Annotated in this window: 16 protein-coding genes; 9 read left to right on the top strand and 7 right to left on the bottom strand. The window is 39.2% G+C overall.

Annotated elements, in window-relative coordinates:
* Positions 1-83 precede the first annotated feature (83 nt).
* Positions 84-920 carry a posphoenolpyruvate synthetase regulatory kinase/phosphorylase PpsR gene (gene ppsR, locus BBP83_RS07150; protein ID WP_068886951.1) on the top strand — a complete coding sequence of 279 codons (837 nt, stop codon included), beginning with the start codon at positions 84-86 and terminating at the stop codon, positions 918-920.
* A gap of 301 nt (positions 921-1,221) precedes the next feature.
* On the opposite strand, the gene BBP83_RS07145 is transcribed toward ppsR, so the two are convergent.
* From BBP83_RS07145 to BBP83_RS07135, 3 genes are all read right to left on the bottom strand, one after another.
* A complete protein-coding gene (locus BBP83_RS07145; RefSeq protein ID WP_068886948.1) occupies positions 1,222-1,788 on the bottom strand; it encodes an NAD(P)/FAD-dependent oxidoreductase in 567 nt (188 codons plus the stop codon).
* Between the two features lie 155 nt (positions 1,789-1,943).
* Positions 1,944-2,411 (bottom strand): inner membrane protein YiaA, encoded by a 468-nt coding sequence (gene yiaA / locus BBP83_RS07140; protein ID WP_068886946.1) that lies wholly within the window; start codon positions 2,409-2,411, stop codon positions 1,944-1,946.
* A 160-nt stretch (positions 2,412-2,571) separates the two neighbouring features.
* Positions 2,572-3,576, bottom strand: a complete 1,005-nt coding sequence (locus tag BBP83_RS07135; RefSeq protein ID WP_068886944.1) for an LLM class flavin-dependent oxidoreductase — start codon at positions 3,574-3,576, stop codon at positions 2,572-2,574.
* Positions 3,577-3,883: 307 nt separating this feature from the next.
* Between BBP83_RS07135 and BBP83_RS07130 the strand changes: the two genes are divergently transcribed.
* A complete protein-coding gene (locus BBP83_RS07130) occupies positions 3,884-4,117 on the top strand; it encodes a DUF2171 domain-containing protein (protein WP_068886942.1) in 234 nt (77 codons plus the stop codon).
* A 322-nt stretch (positions 4,118-4,439) separates the two neighbouring features.
* Here the strand turns inward: BBP83_RS07130 and BBP83_RS07125 are convergent, their stop codons facing one another.
* Positions 4,440-4,970: a hypothetical protein gene (locus BBP83_RS07125; RefSeq protein ID WP_068886940.1), complete on the bottom strand. Its 531-nt coding sequence runs from the start codon at positions 4,968-4,970 to the stop codon at positions 4,440-4,442.
* 211 nt (positions 4,971-5,181) lie between these two features.
* On the bottom strand, positions 5,182-5,607 hold the full coding sequence (locus BBP83_RS07120; protein ID WP_068886938.1) for a hypothetical protein: 426 nt from the start codon (positions 5,605-5,607) through the stop codon (positions 5,182-5,184).
* A 448-nt stretch (positions 5,608-6,055) separates the two neighbouring features.
* Here BBP83_RS07120 and prfA point away from each other — a divergent pair, with 448 nt between their 5' ends.
* Both prfA and prmC read left to right on the top strand, forming a co-directional pair.
* Positions 6,056-7,144, top strand: coding sequence for a peptide chain release factor 1 (gene prfA, locus BBP83_RS07115; RefSeq protein WP_068886936.1), 1,089 nt, complete (start codon positions 6,056-6,058; stop codon positions 7,142-7,144).
* Positions 7,145-7,963 carry a peptide chain release factor N(5)-glutamine methyltransferase gene (gene prmC / locus BBP83_RS07110; RefSeq protein WP_068886934.1) on the top strand — a complete coding sequence of 273 codons (819 nt, stop codon included), beginning with the start codon at positions 7,145-7,147 and terminating at the stop codon, positions 7,961-7,963.
* 139 nt (positions 7,964-8,102) lie between these two features.
* Here the strand turns inward: prmC and BBP83_RS07105 are convergent, their stop codons facing one another.
* Together BBP83_RS07105 and BBP83_RS07100 are read right to left on the bottom strand one after the other, a co-directional pair.
* Positions 8,103-8,456 (bottom strand): hypothetical protein, encoded by a 354-nt coding sequence (locus BBP83_RS07105; protein ID WP_068886932.1) that lies wholly within the window; start codon positions 8,454-8,456, stop codon positions 8,103-8,105.
* A 215-nt stretch (positions 8,457-8,671) separates the two neighbouring features.
* A complete protein-coding gene (locus BBP83_RS07100; protein ID WP_068886930.1) occupies positions 8,672-9,685 on the bottom strand; it encodes an AraC family transcriptional regulator in 1,014 nt (337 codons plus the stop codon).
* Between the two features lie 150 nt (positions 9,686-9,835).
* On the opposite strand from BBP83_RS07100, the gene BBP83_RS07095 reads away from it, so the two are divergent.
* The 5 genes from BBP83_RS07095 to BBP83_RS07075 all read left to right on the top strand — a co-directional run bounded on the left by BBP83_RS07095 (position 9,836) and on the right by BBP83_RS07075 (position 16,244).
* Complete coding sequence (locus BBP83_RS07095) at positions 9,836-10,606, top strand: SDR family NAD(P)-dependent oxidoreductase (protein ID WP_068886928.1); 771 nt, start codon at positions 9,836-9,838, stop codon at positions 10,604-10,606.
* Positions 10,607-10,856: 250 nt separating this feature from the next.
* A complete protein-coding gene (locus BBP83_RS07090) occupies positions 10,857-11,993 on the top strand; it encodes an acyl-CoA dehydrogenase family protein (protein ID WP_068886926.1) in 1,137 nt (378 codons plus the stop codon).
* A 243-nt stretch (positions 11,994-12,236) separates the two neighbouring features.
* Positions 12,237-13,868 (top strand): AMP-binding protein, encoded by a 1,632-nt coding sequence (locus tag BBP83_RS07085; RefSeq protein ID WP_068887652.1) that lies wholly within the window; start codon positions 12,237-12,239, stop codon positions 13,866-13,868.
* 290 nt (positions 13,869-14,158) lie between these two features.
* Entirely contained in the window at positions 14,159-14,887 is a 729-nt protein-coding gene (locus BBP83_RS07080) for a HesA/MoeB/ThiF family protein (RefSeq protein WP_415502414.1), read from the top strand.
* A gap of 58 nt (positions 14,888-14,945) precedes the next feature.
* The gene (locus BBP83_RS07075; RefSeq protein ID WP_068887648.1) at positions 14,946-16,244 is read left to right on the top strand and encodes an ABC1 kinase family protein; all 1,299 of its coding nucleotides are present in this window, start codon (positions 14,946-14,948) and stop codon (positions 16,242-16,244) included.
* Positions 16,245-16,322: the final 78 nt, after the last annotated feature.

The following is a 16,322-nucleotide window of genomic DNA, read 5'->3' as shown; positions in this document are numbered from 1 at the left end:
TGATTTTACCAAGTGACAGTCATGTAAGATGGCTTACTATAAAGATTATATAGCACTAAGACAAATATTTGAGGAGAATTTTAATGTCAGAAACCAAACAAATTCAGCGCAGTGTTTTCTTTATTTCCGATGGTACTGCAATTACCGCTGAAACCCTTGGACACTCGCTATTAGCGCAGTTTCCACATGTTGATTTTGACATTCATATTATTCCTTATATTACCACTGAAGAGGCCGCGACTAATGTCGTAGCTGAGATCAATCTTCGAGCGCAACAAGATGGTGAAAAACCGTTGGTATTTGACACATTGGTTGATCAATATGTACGCGATATTATTAATACCGCAAATGCAATAAATCTTGATGTATTTGAAGGTCTTATTAGTAAATTGTCGGAAGAGTTGGGGACTTCGCCTACAACTTTAGTCGGACAGACTCATGCCGTGACAGATTCAGCGTCTTATAAGGCCCGAATTGATGCTGTACATTTCGCTTTAGATAACGATGATGGTGCACGTACACGCCATTATGACAAAGCTGATTTGATTTTAATTGGTGTTTCGCGTTCAGGAAAAACCCCAACGTCTATTTATTTGTCATTACAATTTGGTATACGTGTTGCAAATTACCCATTAACAGAAGAAGATTTGGACGATAACCGTTTACCTGCTGTTTTAAGAGAACATAAGCATAAATTATTTGGCTTAATGATTGATGCAGAGCGCCTTGTCGCGATTCGTACTGAACGTAAAGCCAATAGCCGTTATGCAAGTTTTAGCCAATGTCAGATGGAACTTCGTGCGGTAGAAGGTATTTATATTTCAGAAGGCATTAAATACTTAGATGTTTCTGAAATGTCGATTGAAGAAATCTCAACGCGTGTTCTGCAAATGACGGGTCTAAAACGTCGTATTGGTTAATTTTTTTAAATTAAAATTTGTAATGAAAGAGCCATCTTATATGGCTCTTTTTTATTGCGTAAATTGAGGGTGGTTTTACTTATTAGGTGAAAATAATATAAAAAACAGAGTATTTTCTATGAATGAAATTTTTTAAACTCTATAGATAGTGACTTGTTTTTGAATTGTATCTGCTTTTTTGTTGAGTGAAAAATACACAGACAGATTGTGGGGTGGAATGAAACGATGAGGCTTTATAAAATTAGGCCTGCAAGATACAAGCCTAATCAAGGTTCATTTTTATATCTTTTTTTGGGTAGGCTTATAGGGATTCTTCAGGGTTATGCACAATAACGTCACATGCATAAATATCTCCATTAATGGCTTGAATACCATGTTCGTGAATTTTAATAATTGGCCAAGTCACTAAGGTACAGTTCTCTCGTTGTAGTGAAGAGTAATAGTGATCGGCCTTTAAGAAAACTTTATTTTGGATTGCGGTATTGGGCATTAATAAGTGTTTGAGCCATGTATCTTTAACTTGATCTTCTAAAAATCGAAGTGCCAACAAACTTTTTATACGGTGGTTAAATAAGCGTCGGTTTTTCATAACCAGTGGATGTTGAATCAATTTTTGCATAAAACGTTCAGTTTTAGGTAGTATGAAATGTGGGTGAATTTGAAAGACAGCCACATGGGTCGCTTGTTCACATACATTGCTAAGCAGGCTTGCAGAATGTTGATCGATACTTAAAATTGCGACATTTTTGTGGCTGAAATCGAAATCTTTCATCTCTTTAGATTGTACTAAAACTCCTTGAAATGTCTGGAAGTCTGTTGCTACATTTTTAAAGGTAGACGAGGGCGCATCCTGCTTAAAAGTGACCATATTATTTTTCCAATGTTATTCGTTTTATATCGTTTAGGTTCTTTATTACGCTATTGATAACGAAGAATTAAGAAACGGTAAAGTGCAGAATGCAAGCTGATCAGTCATCTTTGAAAAAGGCGCACTATCTATCGTGATTGATAAGAGAGTTATATTTAATCGAGAGGTTCATTTTCCGGTAAGCTTTTGTTGTTTTTTAATTCTAAATGATCACTTGAATTGTGCTGTCGTAGATATTCCATATCGCGGATATTTTTTTGTACTGCCACTGCACCAAATAAACTGAGTAAAAAAGCCATAATATAAAAGCCTTTTTCACTTAAAGCTAAATTGGCATTAAATAAGCCGATCGCAAGTAAAGCAATGCAGATGGCGACAGATGCCCAACACAGCCCATAGTAAATATGAGTGACGTGAACGCCTTCAAGTTTGTCACGGATAATTTTCTGTAAAGAAACAGATGAAAATAAGCCATATAAAATTAAAATTAGATAATACCCTTTTTCATTTAACAGCAAATTTGCATTAAATAGACCGATACAATAGGTTGCGGCACCCGCCAATAATGCGACCCAGCTGGCCGCGACAAAAGCAGGTGTGGGCTTATTTATGTATTGATTCATATTGTTATCCTTATTTTAGAGTTCATTGTTATGGTTTAATTATGCTGAAAAGTATGAAGAAGGCAATGGGGTTTATATATTTGCTACAGTTTTTTCAGGGTTATTAAAAAGCACTGGCTAGATGCAGTGCTTTAAGTCTTAAGAATAAGTAGAGCAAACCTTAAGTATTGTTTTTAATGTCCATTAAGCGTTCAAAGCTTTGCAAACGTTTGTCTGTATCATAGATGTCACAAGTAAAGATAAATTCATCGACATCATATTTTTCTAACAGTTTTTCTAAACCAGCCTTGACCGTACTGTTTGAGCCAATTTGTGCCATGGCATAAAAATTATCGACCGACATTTTTTCTGCGGTTGACCAAAGCCCATCCATGCTTTCTACAGGTGGTTTTAATTTGCCTCGCTGTCCACGAATCATATTGAGGACGCGTTGATAAGGCGTGGTGGCTAAATACTGTGCTTCTTCATCTGTTTCCGCAATAATGGTTGGAACTCCCATAGAGACATAAGGTTTGGCTAAATATTCAGAAGCCTCGAAGTTGTCACGGTAAAGCTGAATGGCTTGCCCCAACATGCGTGGCGCAAAGTGTGATGCAAAGGAATAGGGCAGACCTAATTTTGCAGCCAACTGAGCGCTGAATAAACTTGAACCTAATAACCAAACAGGCACATGTGTACCTTGACCTGGTGTGGCAATAATGCGCTGATTAGGCTGTGCATCTTTAAAATAATAGAGAATTTCATTCACATCTTGTGGAAATTGATCTTCAGTTTCTTGTCGACCGCGGCGCAGGGCACGCATGGTATGTGGATCTGTACCTGGAGCACGGCCAAGACCTAATTCCACACGGTTCGGGTACAAGGTAGCCAATGTGCCAAATTGTTCTGCAACGACCAATGGCGCATGGTTGGGCAACATAATGCCACCAGAACCCACTTTTAATGTTGTGGTATTGGCCAGTAAATATCCCAATAAAACGGCTGTTGCTGAGCTAGCAATCCCTTCCATATTGTGATGTTCAGCCAACCATAAACGTGCATAACCCAGTTTTTCTGCGTGTCGTGCAAGCTCTAGGGCATGATGTAAAGAAAACGCAACGGGTTGGTCATCACGTACTGGCGCCAATTCAAGAATTGAAAACTGAGTCGTTTGCAATGAGCGCATATTTTATCTCACAAATACTATATATCGAAATAATACGATATAAGTGGGGCGATGTATATCGAAATGTAGCGATATATGGGGCGCTAGGTTGCTGGGGAAAGTACTGTAATTGTCATTACATATTGTGTTTATTTGTATTGATTCACTTTAATATTTATATTGAGTGTTTCATTTTATGACTCTTTTACTATGGTGTTTCTTATTGTAAGTCTTAAGAGGAGTTGTGTGTTTGTTTTAAACAATAAGCAGAATAAGCCTGAAAAACAGTTAGATTAATACCACATATAATTAGGGCTGGGAGTAGATAATGACAGATTTTAACAGCATTCAAAAACATGCAGAGGTCATTGCATCCTGTGGTACAAAAGTGGGTACGGTGGATCATTTAGAAGGAACAGATCAGCTGAAGTTAAGGCGACATGAATCTGGCGATGGTATGCATCATTTAATTCCATTGTCTTGGGTTGCAGAACTCCATGACAATCAAGTGGTGTTAAATAAAAATTCAGAAGAGGTGCATCAGCAGTGGCAAGCAGTGTAGTTAGAGTTATATAGATATTTTAGTTATGGATTGCTGTATTGAATGGGTATCTTTTTTAGTCCAGTAGGGCATTTTGTAAAATCAGGCACAGAGGGTCTGTAAATAGGCCGAAAGTTAGTAAATTGATGTAGAGCAAAAAGTAGAAGTCATAGGCTAAATATGTTTTTGAAACATGAAAGGAGCGTGACTTTGGCAAAGCATTGTTTGAACGGTCGTTAATAAGCGGATTGGTGATGGGAAGAAAAAATAAAGCGCTGAAATATTATAAATGTAAGTCCAAAAAAAGCACCCAAGGTGCTTTTTTTGTCAATATCAGAATGACTTAATGGCGTTTGCCATTTTTATAGTGACCTAAATGGCGACCATTGTCTTTGCTGTAATAACTACGATCATTGTGGCGATAATGACTAGAACGGTAACCACCACGGTTGTTATAGCCTCTGTCATTATAACGACGGTCATATCGTTCATCGTCATATCGACGGTCTTCACTTACTTTTTGACCTAAAATTGCACCACCAGCAGAACCAGCCGCTGCGCCAATATAACCACCATTGGTGCCACCCATATTTTTACCGACGGTATAGCCACCTGCGCCACCTAATGCACCGCCAATAATTGCGCCATTTCGGTCACGACGGTCAGCAGATACGGCTGCACCTGCACCGCCACCAATTGCAGAACCAATCATTGCACCTGTAGAGCCACCCATCTGTTTACCTACCGCAGCACCGACAACACCGCCGAGTGCAGAAGTAATTGCGGTATTGGTGGTGTTTCCTGCATGTGCTGTTGTCATGGTGAACGCAGAAGCAGTAAGAACAGCACTTAGAATTAGTGTATTGATTTTCATGATTTACTCCTAAGAGCATATAAATTTTGTCTTGAAACTAATGTAAGCAAAGATGTAGAAAACATCGTGAAGGGCATTATTGTTAAAATGATACCTTTGGTCATTACTATGTAACTCATCTACCAAGTCTCTACATCATTGGCTACATTAGACGGTGCGTTTTAAACTTGAAGTCACAAAAAAGCACCCGAAGGTGCTTAATTTTACTGACTTAGTGATGGCGATGTTTTTTATATTTACGGTGTTTGCTTTTACTACTATGTGCTTTGTCTTTTGCAATTTTATTTCCTAAAGCTGCACCACCAGCCGCACCTAAAGCAGAACCAACATAGCCACCATTGGTGCCACCCATGCTTTTACCGACGGTATAACCAGCACCACCACCAATTGCACCACCAATTGCAGACTCTGTACGGTTGCGACGATCACTTGCTACCGCTGCGCCACCAGCTCCACCGAGTGCTGCACCAATGGTTGCACCAGTGTTGCCACCCATATTTTTACCTATTGCAGTACCTGCCACACTACCAAGGGCACTTGCAGCAGCAACACGAGTGGTATTGTCAGCATGTGCCGTAACAGTAAACATAGACGCTACTGCTAGAGATGTACTGATTAAAAGAGCATTCAATTTCATGGTTCATTCCATGTCCAAATTCGTTTGGACTGTTGTAATCAATTCGATGGAGCAAATGTAACAAAACGATTCTCTAAAACTATGGAGAATCATCACTGAAATGCTGTGCTTTGGTTTACACATTGTTTTATTTTGTAATTATTGAATTGTAATAGATTTAATATTGATCGAATGAGTGTTTTTTCATACCCAGTAATTTAAAATTTACGGTTTAAATTGTGCTGACTATCGACATTCTTTTGATAAATTTTTCGCTTGTATAGCACTTTGTATTTTTGTCGTCATCATCACTATATTTTTAAGATGCACTGTTTATAAGGACTTTTGAGTCCATCGTCGCAATAAAGATGTCATTTAAAACACAGAATCGTTAAACTAAGGGCAATTTTTAGAATGATCTGTTTAGGCAAATGCCTTGGAACAGGCTGTATTTGAGATATTTTGAACAATGAAAGAATCCCTACGTTTACGGTTAGACCAACTGTCTGATCGTCACGAAGAATTAAATGCTTTGCTGGCCGATATCGAAGTTATTTCAGACAATAAACGTTTTCGTCAGTTATCTCGGGAACACAGTGATTTAAATGAAATTACTGAAGTCTGGAGAAAGTATAAGCAAGCGGAAGAGGATATTGAAACCGCTGAAGCGATGTTGTCTGATCCAGATTTTAAGGAAATGGCGCAAGAAGAAATTAAGGACAATAAAGCCATTATTGCTCAGCTTGAAGCTGATTTAAATATTTTAATGATTCCTAAAGATCCGAATGATGCCAACTCTGCTTATTTGGAAATTCGTGCAGGAACGGGTGGTGATGAAGCTGCGATCTTCTCTGGCGATTTATATCGCATGTACAGTAAATATGCTGAAACACAAGGTTGGCGTCTTGAAGTACTGTCTGAAAATGAAGGCGAACATGGTGGCTATAAAGAGGTCATTTGCCTGATTAATGGCGATGGCGTGTATGGTCGCTTAAAATTTGAAAGTGGTGCACATCGTGTACAGCGTGTGCCTGCGACTGAATCGCAAGGTCGTGTGCATACATCGGCGTGTACCGTGGCAATTTTACCTGAAGTTGATGTCGATACTTCGGTGGAAATCAATTCATCTGAATTACGTATTGATACTTACCGTGCTTCGGGCGCGGGTGGTCAGCACATTAACAAAACCGATTCTGCGGTGCGTATTACGCACTTACCGACAGGAACTGTGGTGGAATGTCAGGACGAACGTTCACAGCATAAAAATAAAGCCAAAGCCATGGCGTTGTTGGTGTCACGTTTAGAAAATGCCAAACGGGCAGCGGCTGATGCAGCCACTTCTGAAATGCGCCGTGATTTGGTGGGTTCAGGGGATCGTTCGGAACGTATTCGTACATATAACTACCCACAAGGGCGTATGACCGACCATCGTATTAATTTAACTTTATATAAGTTAGATGCGGTGATGGAAGGTGATTTGACTGAATTATTAGACAGTTTACATCGTGAATATCAAGCCGATCAGCTTGCGATGCTTGCACAGCAAAATGGTGGATAAATGAATATTGCACAGGCGCTTGCTTTACGTGGTGAAGCTGAAAGTTACGAACGTCAAGAAAATGCGTGGTTACTTGAACATATTACCAAAATTGATTCTTTTGATTTAATCATGAAAAAAGATCAAGTCCTAAGCCCTGAACAAGAACAGGATTATGTTTCAGCTTTGGCGCGTATAGATGCAGGTGAGCCTTTGGCTTATGTCACGGGGTCACAGCCATTTTGGACGCTGGATTTAATTGTGACACCAGATACCTTAGTGCCACGCCCAGACACTGAAGTCTTGGTGGAAACAGTCTTACGTCTAGATTTGCCTGAAGATGCACGTGTGGTGGATTTGGGAACAGGAACTGGTGCTGTAGCACTTTCTTTGGCCAGTGAACGTGAAGAGTGGGTAATTACTGCAACAGATATTTATGAACCGACTTTAGCGGTTGCGCAGCGCAATGCTGAAAAACATGACTTAAATCAGGTGAAGTTTATTTGTGGTGATTGGTTTAGTCCATTGGGTCGTCAATACTATGATGTGATTGTTTCAAACCCACCTTATATTGATGCGAACGATGTCCACATGAAAGATTTGGAGACAGAGCCTGAACGCGCTTTGGTGGCGGGTGAGCGTGGTTTATCAGATTTGAAAACTATTATTCAGCAAGGTAAAAAGCATTTGACCATTCATGGCTGGATTGTACTTGAGCATGGTTATGATCAAGCAGACGCAGTACAGCATATTTTTAAAGATGCGGGTTTTAAACAAGTACGGACAGTGAAAGACTACGGTGGTAATGACCGTGTGACTTTAGGTCAGTGGCAACACTAATTGAGTATTTCTTAAGATCAAATAAAAGCACATTGAATGTGCTTTTATTTTTGCTCAGAACTTAAATGTTGTGAAGTTTAAATTTTGAACATATTAAAAAAGCGGTCTTTAGACCGCTTTTTTAATGCATTTATTTCAATTACATTGGGTAATCTTGCAAACTTTCTGCTACATCAACTTGATTGAATGCATCAGTTTCAACGGCAAGACAATAAGCCACAATTTTTGCAGTGGCGGTCATTAACGATTCATCTTTTAAGTCTGAACCTGCTTGCAGTTGTTCAATTGTTTCAGATTGAATATCTAAATGTTGTGCAAGGTCTGTTGCGTCATGACGCATGAAAAATGTAGAGATAATATTCTGTAAATCAATATCTGAAACATTGAACAGTGCTTGATTGAACTGGTTTTCGCATTGTTCAGTTGAGTTAAATAAAGAGTCTGAGAAGTTTTGTACTAAGCTGTGCTCGAGTACATCAATCATCTTAAGCATGGAAGAAACCTTGACGCTGATTTAATGGGAGTAGAGATATAAAAATAAGCAAAATGCTTTAAATTGAGTGAAAATTAACCTATCTTGATAGTTTTTTCAAGTGGAAAAGGATGAACGTCCAGTAACTTTGTGGAAGGCTTGATAAGGTTCTGATAATCAATGTGAATTTTATATTGTTTAATTTTTACTTAATAATTGCTAGAAATTTAGTTGACTTATCTGATATTACTTTGGCGGTAAGTTCCGGGACTAAGACCAGTCCATTTTTTAAATGCACGATGAAATGCACTGGTATCTTGAAAATTAAGTTGTTCACTGATGGCCTGTAAACTGAGCGTATTTTGCCCAAGTAAACTAATTGCTAAATCACGCCGAATATCATTTTTTAATTGTTGGAAATTGGTACCTTCTTGTTTCAGGCGACGTTGCATAGTGGCTTCTGACATATGAAATTGTGGTGCTAATTCGGTGAGTTCGGGCCATTTAGTGCAGGAGGTTTGCAAAAAATATTTGCGAATTTGATGGCTTAGTGCATTTGGGTTTTTAAAACGCACCAGTAGGTTGTATGGCGTATGTTGAATAAATTGATACCAAGACTTTTTATCTTGTTTGATCGCAATATTTAAGTAGTTGGCATCAAATTGGATATAGTTTTCATCTGTATTGTATTTAATGTCATCACAAAAACGAATTTTATAATCACTATCATCTGTTGGCGCATTACATTTCAGTTGTATAGAATTTAAAATAATACGTTGTCCACTGAGCCAACACATCAAACCATGAACCAACATTAAATAAGTTGCATAACTGAACATACGTTTAGGATGCTGTGTATCTTGAATAACAATATAGGCATAGTTTTCTTGAACAAAGCAGGTGCTATTAAAGTCATCTAACAGCAAATTCAAAAACTGTAGAATGTGTTGTAGCGCCTTTCCTAAATTTTCTGCAGATAACACCGATTTAGAGAGAAGTGTATAACTGCCTCTACGCATCGGGTGGCTGTCCATACCAAAAAACTCATCATTCATGGTATTGGCCAAGACAATCCACAATTGTGCATATTGAGTGACAGAAACACGGGCTTTATCTGACTGAAGTAAATCGGGCGAAATTCCTGCTTGTTGTAGCAAGGTTGTGGTGCAAAAACCGCGTTGTTCTGCTGAAAATAGTGCTTCCCTGACTAAGCTAATAGAAATAGTGCCTTTAAAGTAATCTGTATCCAATGCATTCGTCCATGTTGTAATTGGCTAAATTCCGTGATTGTTCAAACACATCATGCAAGATGCAACATTTGGAAATTGTACTCAGTTTCTTCTGTGTTTACTCTGTGCCTTAAGTCGAATTTAAAAAGATATTAATAAGGAACAATTAAAATGAAAATTCAAGGAAAAGTTATTGTTGTCACAGGTGGTGCTTCTGGTTTGGGCGCTGCCACTGCAACGTATTTAGTCAGTCAGGGTGCGACGGTCATTATAGTTGATATGAATCAAGAGCTAGGTGAAGAATTACAACGCCATCTAGGTGATCAGACCGAATTTATGCAATTAGATGTGACCAATGATGTTGCTGCCGAAGCCTTTTTTCAACATGTAGAACGTAAGTATGGTCAACTCAATGGTTTAGTGAACTGTGCAGGAATTGCACCTTCTGCCAAAGTCTTAGGGCGCGATGGTTTACATCACTTAGCAATGTTTCAGAAGGTATTAGATATTAATGTATCGGGTACGTTTAACATGTTGCGTTATGCAACTCAGTTAATGGCGAAATATGAATTAAAAGACGGTGAAGAAAACCGTGGTGTCATTATTAATACTGCTTCTGTAGCAGCTTTTGATGGGCAAATTGGTCAAGTTGCGTATGCAGCCTCAAAAGGTGCTGTGGTTGCAATGACATTGCCTTTGGCGCGTGAATTGGCACGTGAGGCTATTCGGGTGATGACGATTGCACCCGGTATTATGGAAACGCCAATGTTGAAAGGTTTGCCACAAAATGTGCAAGATGCTTTGGGTCAAATGGTGCCATTTCCGCCACGTTTGGCAAAACCAGAAGAGTTTGCACTTTTGGTGGGACATATTTTTGAAAATGGTTATTTGAATGGTGAAGTGATTCGTTTGGATGGTGCGATTCGAATGCAACCTAAATAAGTGGGATGTGTGATGGCGGAGTCTTATGGTGAATAAATTATAGGTTGGGAGCTCGGCTGTTACTTTTTAAAAAGTAACCAAAACTTTCTCCATTCGCAAAACCTGTTTAATTGACATTACCGTTTTATGCTATCGCAGATACATGTTTTATTAGATGTTATGTAGGTTGCGAATGGGCCGTCATATATCAAATATTAATAGAACTTTGACAAATACCGAATTCTAAAAATAGTAATGAGAAGGATACTCTATGATTTTAAATGATGCACAAAAAATGGTTCAAGATGTACTTCGTGGTTATTCACAGGCGAAGCTGAAACCCACTGCGGCCGAACGAGATAAAACAGCGCGTTTTCCTACACAGGAACTCAAAGAATTAGGAACATTGGGTGCTTTAGGTATGACTGTCTCTGAAGAATGGGGCGGTGCAGGTACGGACTATGTGTCATTGGTTTTAGCTTTAGAAGAAATTGCTGCTGGCGATGGTGCAATTTCGACGATTGTGAGTGTGCAAAATTCTTTGCCTTGCGGGATTACGCAGCGTTATGGCACAGAAGCACAAAAGAAAAAGTATTTGACCAAGTTGGCGACAGGTGAAATGTTGGGGTGCTTTTGTCTAACAGAACCACAAGCAGGTTCAGATGCCAGTGCATTGGAATGTCATGCAGTACGTGATGGTGATGAATGGGTCATTAATGGCATAAAACAATTTATTACCACAGGAAAATATGCCGATATTGCGTTGGTTTTTGCAATGACAGATAAATCGGCGGGTAAAAAAGGCATTTCTTGCTTTTTAGTTCCGACAAATTCGTCAGGTTATATTGTTTCACGTATTGAAGAAAAAATGGGACAACATTGCTCAGATACTGCCACCATTATTTTTGATGAGTGTCGCATTCCCGCAGATCATTTATTGGGTAAAGAAGGTGATGGCTACAAAATTGCGTTATCCAATTTAGAGTCTGGCCGTATTGGAATTGCAGCGCAGTCTGTCGGTATGGCACGTGCCGCTTTAGATGCCGCCGTGGAATATGCCAATGAGCGCAAAGCTTTTGGTGTCGAAATTGTACAACATCAGGCTGTAGCATTTCGTTTAGCCGATATGGCAACGCAAATTGAGGCGGCGCGACAATTGGTTTTACATGCTGCCAGTTTAAAGGATGCCAATTTACCTTGCTTAAAAGAAGCCTCCATGGCGAAACTATTTGCATCGACTATGGCAGAAAGAGTGTGTTCCGATGCCATTCAAATTCATGGCGGATATGGCTATGTTTCGGACTTTCCAGTAGAGCGAATTTATCGAGATGTGCGTGTCAGCCAAATTTATGAAGGTGCATCGGACATTCAGCGTTTAGTGATTGCCCGTGAAGTGACCAAAACCTAAGTTCAGACTTTGGTCGGTGCTCAAAACCTGCAATGAATTTGATGGTTATGGAAATTGCAGGTGGCATCTGAACATGTTTTGCTTATCTTATGATTTAAAAAAAGTGCACTGAGCCATTGGTGCGCAACTTAGTACTGGATGTACGGTTACGGTTCTGCAATTGAGACCGTAAAGAATATAACAATGATGAATGGACAGCGCGGATACCTTGCCATTCAAGCTATAGGATTAGAGGTTGTTAAAATGAAAACATTGGAACATGCATATCAAAATTTTGATTTTGAAAAATTAATTGATGAACAGCTGATTGGGTCGGCTCAACAGATCAATGCCTATGTCGAATGCTGTCAACGTTATATTGGTCAGCAAAAAATTGCTTTGCATTGGGAAGGCAAACAAGGTGAGTCATCCACTTGGACTTTTGAGCAGTTAGATGAAGCTTCGGGAAAACTCGGAAATTATTTTAAAAGTTTAGGAATAAAAAAAGGCGATTGCATAGCAGGTTTATTGCCCAGAACCCCTGAATTATTAATTACGGTCTTGGCCACATGGCGTATAGGCGCCGTATATCAACCTTTATTTACCGCATTTGAATCGAAAGCCATTGAACATAGAACTGAAACCGCACATACCCAATTCATTGTGACCAATGCAGAACAGCGACCGAAATTAAACAATGTCAAAGTGCCTCATATTTTAACGGTACAGGCAACGCATAACGCTGACTTTTGGGCTGTTATTGAGCAGCAATCAGCAGTCTGCGAACCTGTCATGTTGTCATTTGATGATCACTTTTTAATGATGTTTACATCGGGGACAACAGGGTTGGCCAAATCTGTTCCTGTACCATTAAAAGCTGTATTGGCCTTTAAAGGGTATATGACCCATGCAGTCGATTTACGTGATGAAGATTCATTTTGGAATTTGGCAGACCCCGGTTGGGCTTATGGTTTGTATTATGGCATTACTGGCCCATTAAGTTTAGGCCACAGCATTATTATGGATGAACGTGCGTTTAGTGTGGATAACGCCTTACAGATTATTCAAAAATACAAAGTCAGTAACTTAACGGGATCTCCGACGGCATTTCGCATGTTTTTTGGCTTTAAAGAAAAATTTGATGCCTCAATTAAAGATCATTTACGTGTCGTGAGTAGTGCAGGCGAGCCATTAACGCCAGAAGTGATTCACTGGTTCAGTCATGATTTAAACGTAAATATTTATGACCATTATGGTCAAACTGAATTGGGGATGGTCGTCGCGAATCATCACGCACTTGAGCATTATAAAAAAGTCGGTTCAGCGGGTTATGCCATACCGGGGCATCGCTTTGCAGTCTTGAATAAAGAAAATCAGGAAGTTGAACTGGGTGGAATGGGGACATTGGCTATTGATTGTTCACAGTCGCCATTATTTTGGTTTACAGGCTATGGAGGCAATAACCGCAAATCATTTGTAGGTCACTATTATTTAACTGGTGATACGGTACGTTTAAATGAACAAAGTGGTGTTGATTTTATTGGACGTGCTGACGATGTCATTACAACGTCAGGCTATCGTGTCGGGCCATTCGATGTAGAAAGTACATTATTAGAATGTGCAGAGGTTTTAGAATCTGCTGTGGTGGGTAAACCAGACCTAGAGCGAACGGAAGTCGTAAAAGCTTTTGTTGTGTTAAAACCGCAGTACGTGGCATCCACTGAGTTAATGCAAAAGTTGCAAGATTATGTGCGCTCGCGATTGTCTAAACATGCGTATCCGAAAGAAATTGAGTTTGTGCAAAATTTACCAAAAACCTCCAGTGGCAAAATTCAGCGCAATTTGCTAAAACAACAAGAAATTGCCAAAGCAGAAAATTTGCCCAAAGTAGGCTAATAAAATTTTAATTCAAGTTAAATAGAAAAGGCTGTCATGAGACAGCCTTTTTATATGCTGTTTTTTGAAATTGAGATAGATTGGTCGCCAGTTCATGTAAGTATGAATATTTATCCGATGGATTGTTGATCAACAAGACAACTTCTTGGGCTTAAATTCAGCAAAAAATTGACAAGACCGCCAGTGCAATGCTGATAATGGTTAAAACCGTCACCTTACATTTTTTTCATACGGATATTTATATTGTGAATCAGTCATCGGACTTAGACTTAGAACTCAGTGAATCTGAAATGCACTTGTATAGCCGTCAAATTTTATTAGATGGCTGGGACATTGAGGCACAGGAAAAACTTAAACTTTCTAATGTACTAATTGTCGGTTGCGGTGGTATTGGTTGCGCAAGTGCTGAGTTACTGGCCCGTGCAGGTGTGGGGAAAATGACTTTAATCGATGCCGACACGATTGAAATCAGTAATTTACAACGACAAATGGCCTTTACAGAAATGGATTTGGGCTTTTATAAAGCTGAAATTTTAGCAAAACGATTGATGAGTATTAATCCGCATATTCAGGTCAATAGCATCACTGCAAAATTAGACGCATCGAATGCAGAGTCGCTGATTGCATCACAAGATGTTGTTCTTGATGGTTGTGATAATTTTACGACTCGTTATTCGGTCAATGCGGTGTGTAAGCAATTTAATGTGCCCTTAATTAGTGCTTCAGCCATTGGTTTTCAAGGTCAATTGTTTATGGTTGAAGGGGATTCGGCGTGTTATGAATGCTTATTTCCCAAAGAACAACATATGAATGAAAGTTTAAGATGTGCCGACTCTGGGGTACTTGCCACGACACCAAATGTGATGGCCAGTTTACAAGCACATCATGCTTTATTGTATTTAGGTCTAAATTTAACCCCAATAAAACAAAAGCTATTACTTTGGGATGGCTTAAGTATGAAACAACGTATTTTGGGCTTTAACTTTGATGAAAATTGTCCAATTTGTCAGGCAAGATAATCCTGCACGGCTTAGAAATTTTGCTACACTCACTACAATTTATTTTTCCTCAGACATTATGAAAAACAATATTTGGCTTGATGGATTCCGTTCTGTGGCCCGTATGGGTGAAACAGCGGTCGTGGCAGCAAAGGCTGGTATTAAGTACGCAACAGAAAAACCCAGCAATGCAAAACTCATGCGCGAGACCTTTGAATCTTTAGGTTCTACTTATATAAAGCTAGGACAGTTTATTGCCAGTACACCATCATTATTTCCGCGTGAATACGTCGAAGAGTTTCAAGGCTGTTTAGATCAAACGCCAAGTTTACCTTTTAGCTATGTACAACAAGTGCTGGCTTCAGAATTTGCTGGCCGTGATTTATCGCAAATTTTTGCGTCAATTGATGAAACACCTTTGGCTTCTGCTTCTATTGCACAAGTGCATGCTGCTAAATTAGTCACGGGTGAAAGCGTTGTTTTAAAAGTACAAAAACCGGGTGTAGAAACAATTCTTTATACCGATTTAAACGTTTTACATTGGGCGACTAAAATTTTAGAAAAAGTCGTACCAAAAGTGAAATTTGCATCGTTAGCGGATATTGTTGATGAAATTAAAACGCGTATGGTACGTGAAGTCGATTTCATTGAAGAAGCACAAAATATTGATGATTTTGTCAATTATTTGCAGGTGACGAACAATAAAGCTGCCACTGCGCCAAAAGTTTATCATCAGTTTTCAACCCGCCGCGTGTTAACCATGGAACGTTTTTATGGCGTACCATTGACGGACTTTGATGTGGTCAAAAAAGTCTCTAAAGACCCTTCACATGTTTTGGTGACTGCCATGAATACATGGTTTGGTAGCCTAATGATGTGCAACAGTTTTCATGCAGACTTACATGCAGGCAACCTGATGTTACTTGAGGATGGCCGAATTGGTTTTATCGATTTTGGTATTGTCGGGCAGTTAAATCCTGAAGTCTGGACAGCTTGTATCGCCTTTATGGATGCATTACAAAAAACTGATTATGTTTTGATGGCTGAAAACATGCTGAAAATGGGCATGATCGATAAAAAAATTGACACACAAGTTTTGGCAGCAGATTTAGAACGTCTATTTAGTGGCGTACTAATGGCAGATCCACAAGAGTTGTTAAGCTCTAATCCAGCTGACCTTAATGACATTATGATGGATATGGTTGGAGTCGGTGAGCGTCATGGGATTCGTTTCCCACGTGACTTTGCCTTGCTGTTCAAGCAAATGCTGTATTTTGATCGTTTCATGCGCATTCTTGCGCCGTATACAGACATTTATGCCGACCAACGTTTGCAAATGGTGCAAACCATGGATCCAAATTTGTTATTAAAGCATTGATTAAAATTGTTTCGTATAGTGGTGCTTCTCAGCTTTTAAAGTTGAGGGGCGCTCATTTTTTTAAGTGGTTTTAAACTC

Origin of the sequence: Acinetobacter celticus (assembly GCF_001707755.1) — a bacterium.
Lineage (GTDB): Bacteria > Pseudomonadota > Gammaproteobacteria > Pseudomonadales > Moraxellaceae > Acinetobacter > Acinetobacter celticus.
Note: the sequence above shows the minus strand (reverse complement) of the source record. Positions and strands in the feature narration are given on the sequence as shown.

Excerpts from the sequence above, each read along its gene's own strand:
- ppsR (WP_068886951.1), top strand. The coding sequence starts at position 84 with ATGTCAGAAACCAAACAAATTCAGCGCAGTGTTTTCTTTATTTCCGAT.
- BBP83_RS07145 (WP_068886948.1), bottom strand. The coding sequence starts at position 1,788 with ATGGTCACTTTTAAGCAGGATGCGCCCTCGTCTACCTTTAAAAATGTA.
- yiaA (WP_068886946.1), bottom strand. The coding sequence starts at position 2,411 with ATGAATCAATACATAAATAAGCCCACACCTGCTTTTGTCGCGGCCAGC.
- BBP83_RS07135 (WP_068886944.1), bottom strand. The coding sequence starts at position 3,576 with ATGCGCTCATTGCAAACGACTCAGTTTTCAATTCTTGAATTGGCGCCA.
- BBP83_RS07130 (WP_068886942.1), top strand. The coding sequence starts at position 3,884 with ATGACAGATTTTAACAGCATTCAAAAACATGCAGAGGTCATTGCATCC.
- BBP83_RS07125 (WP_068886940.1), bottom strand. The coding sequence starts at position 4,970 with ATGAAAATCAATACACTAATTCTAAGTGCTGTTCTTACTGCTTCTGCG.
- BBP83_RS07120 (WP_068886938.1), bottom strand. The coding sequence starts at position 5,607 with ATGAAATTGAATGCTCTTTTAATCAGTACATCTCTAGCAGTAGCGTCT.
- prfA (WP_068886936.1), top strand. The coding sequence starts at position 6,056 with ATGAAAGAATCCCTACGTTTACGGTTAGACCAACTGTCTGATCGTCAC.
- prmC (WP_068886934.1), top strand. The coding sequence starts at position 7,145 with ATGAATATTGCACAGGCGCTTGCTTTACGTGGTGAAGCTGAAAGTTAC.
- BBP83_RS07105 (WP_068886932.1), bottom strand. The coding sequence starts at position 8,456 with ATGCTTAAGATGATTGATGTACTCGAGCACAGCTTAGTACAAAACTTC.
- BBP83_RS07095 (WP_068886928.1), top strand. The coding sequence starts at position 9,836 with ATGAAAATTCAAGGAAAAGTTATTGTTGTCACAGGTGGTGCTTCTGGT.
- BBP83_RS07090 (WP_068886926.1), top strand. The coding sequence starts at position 10,857 with ATGATTTTAAATGATGCACAAAAAATGGTTCAAGATGTACTTCGTGGT.
- BBP83_RS07085 (WP_068887652.1), top strand. The coding sequence starts at position 12,237 with ATGAAAACATTGGAACATGCATATCAAAATTTTGATTTTGAAAAATTA.
- BBP83_RS07080 (WP_415502414.1), top strand. The coding sequence starts at position 14,159 with ATGCACTTGTATAGCCGTCAAATTTTATTAGATGGCTGGGACATTGAG.
- BBP83_RS07075 (WP_068887648.1), top strand. The coding sequence starts at position 14,946 with ATGAAAAACAATATTTGGCTTGATGGATTCCGTTCTGTGGCCCGTATG.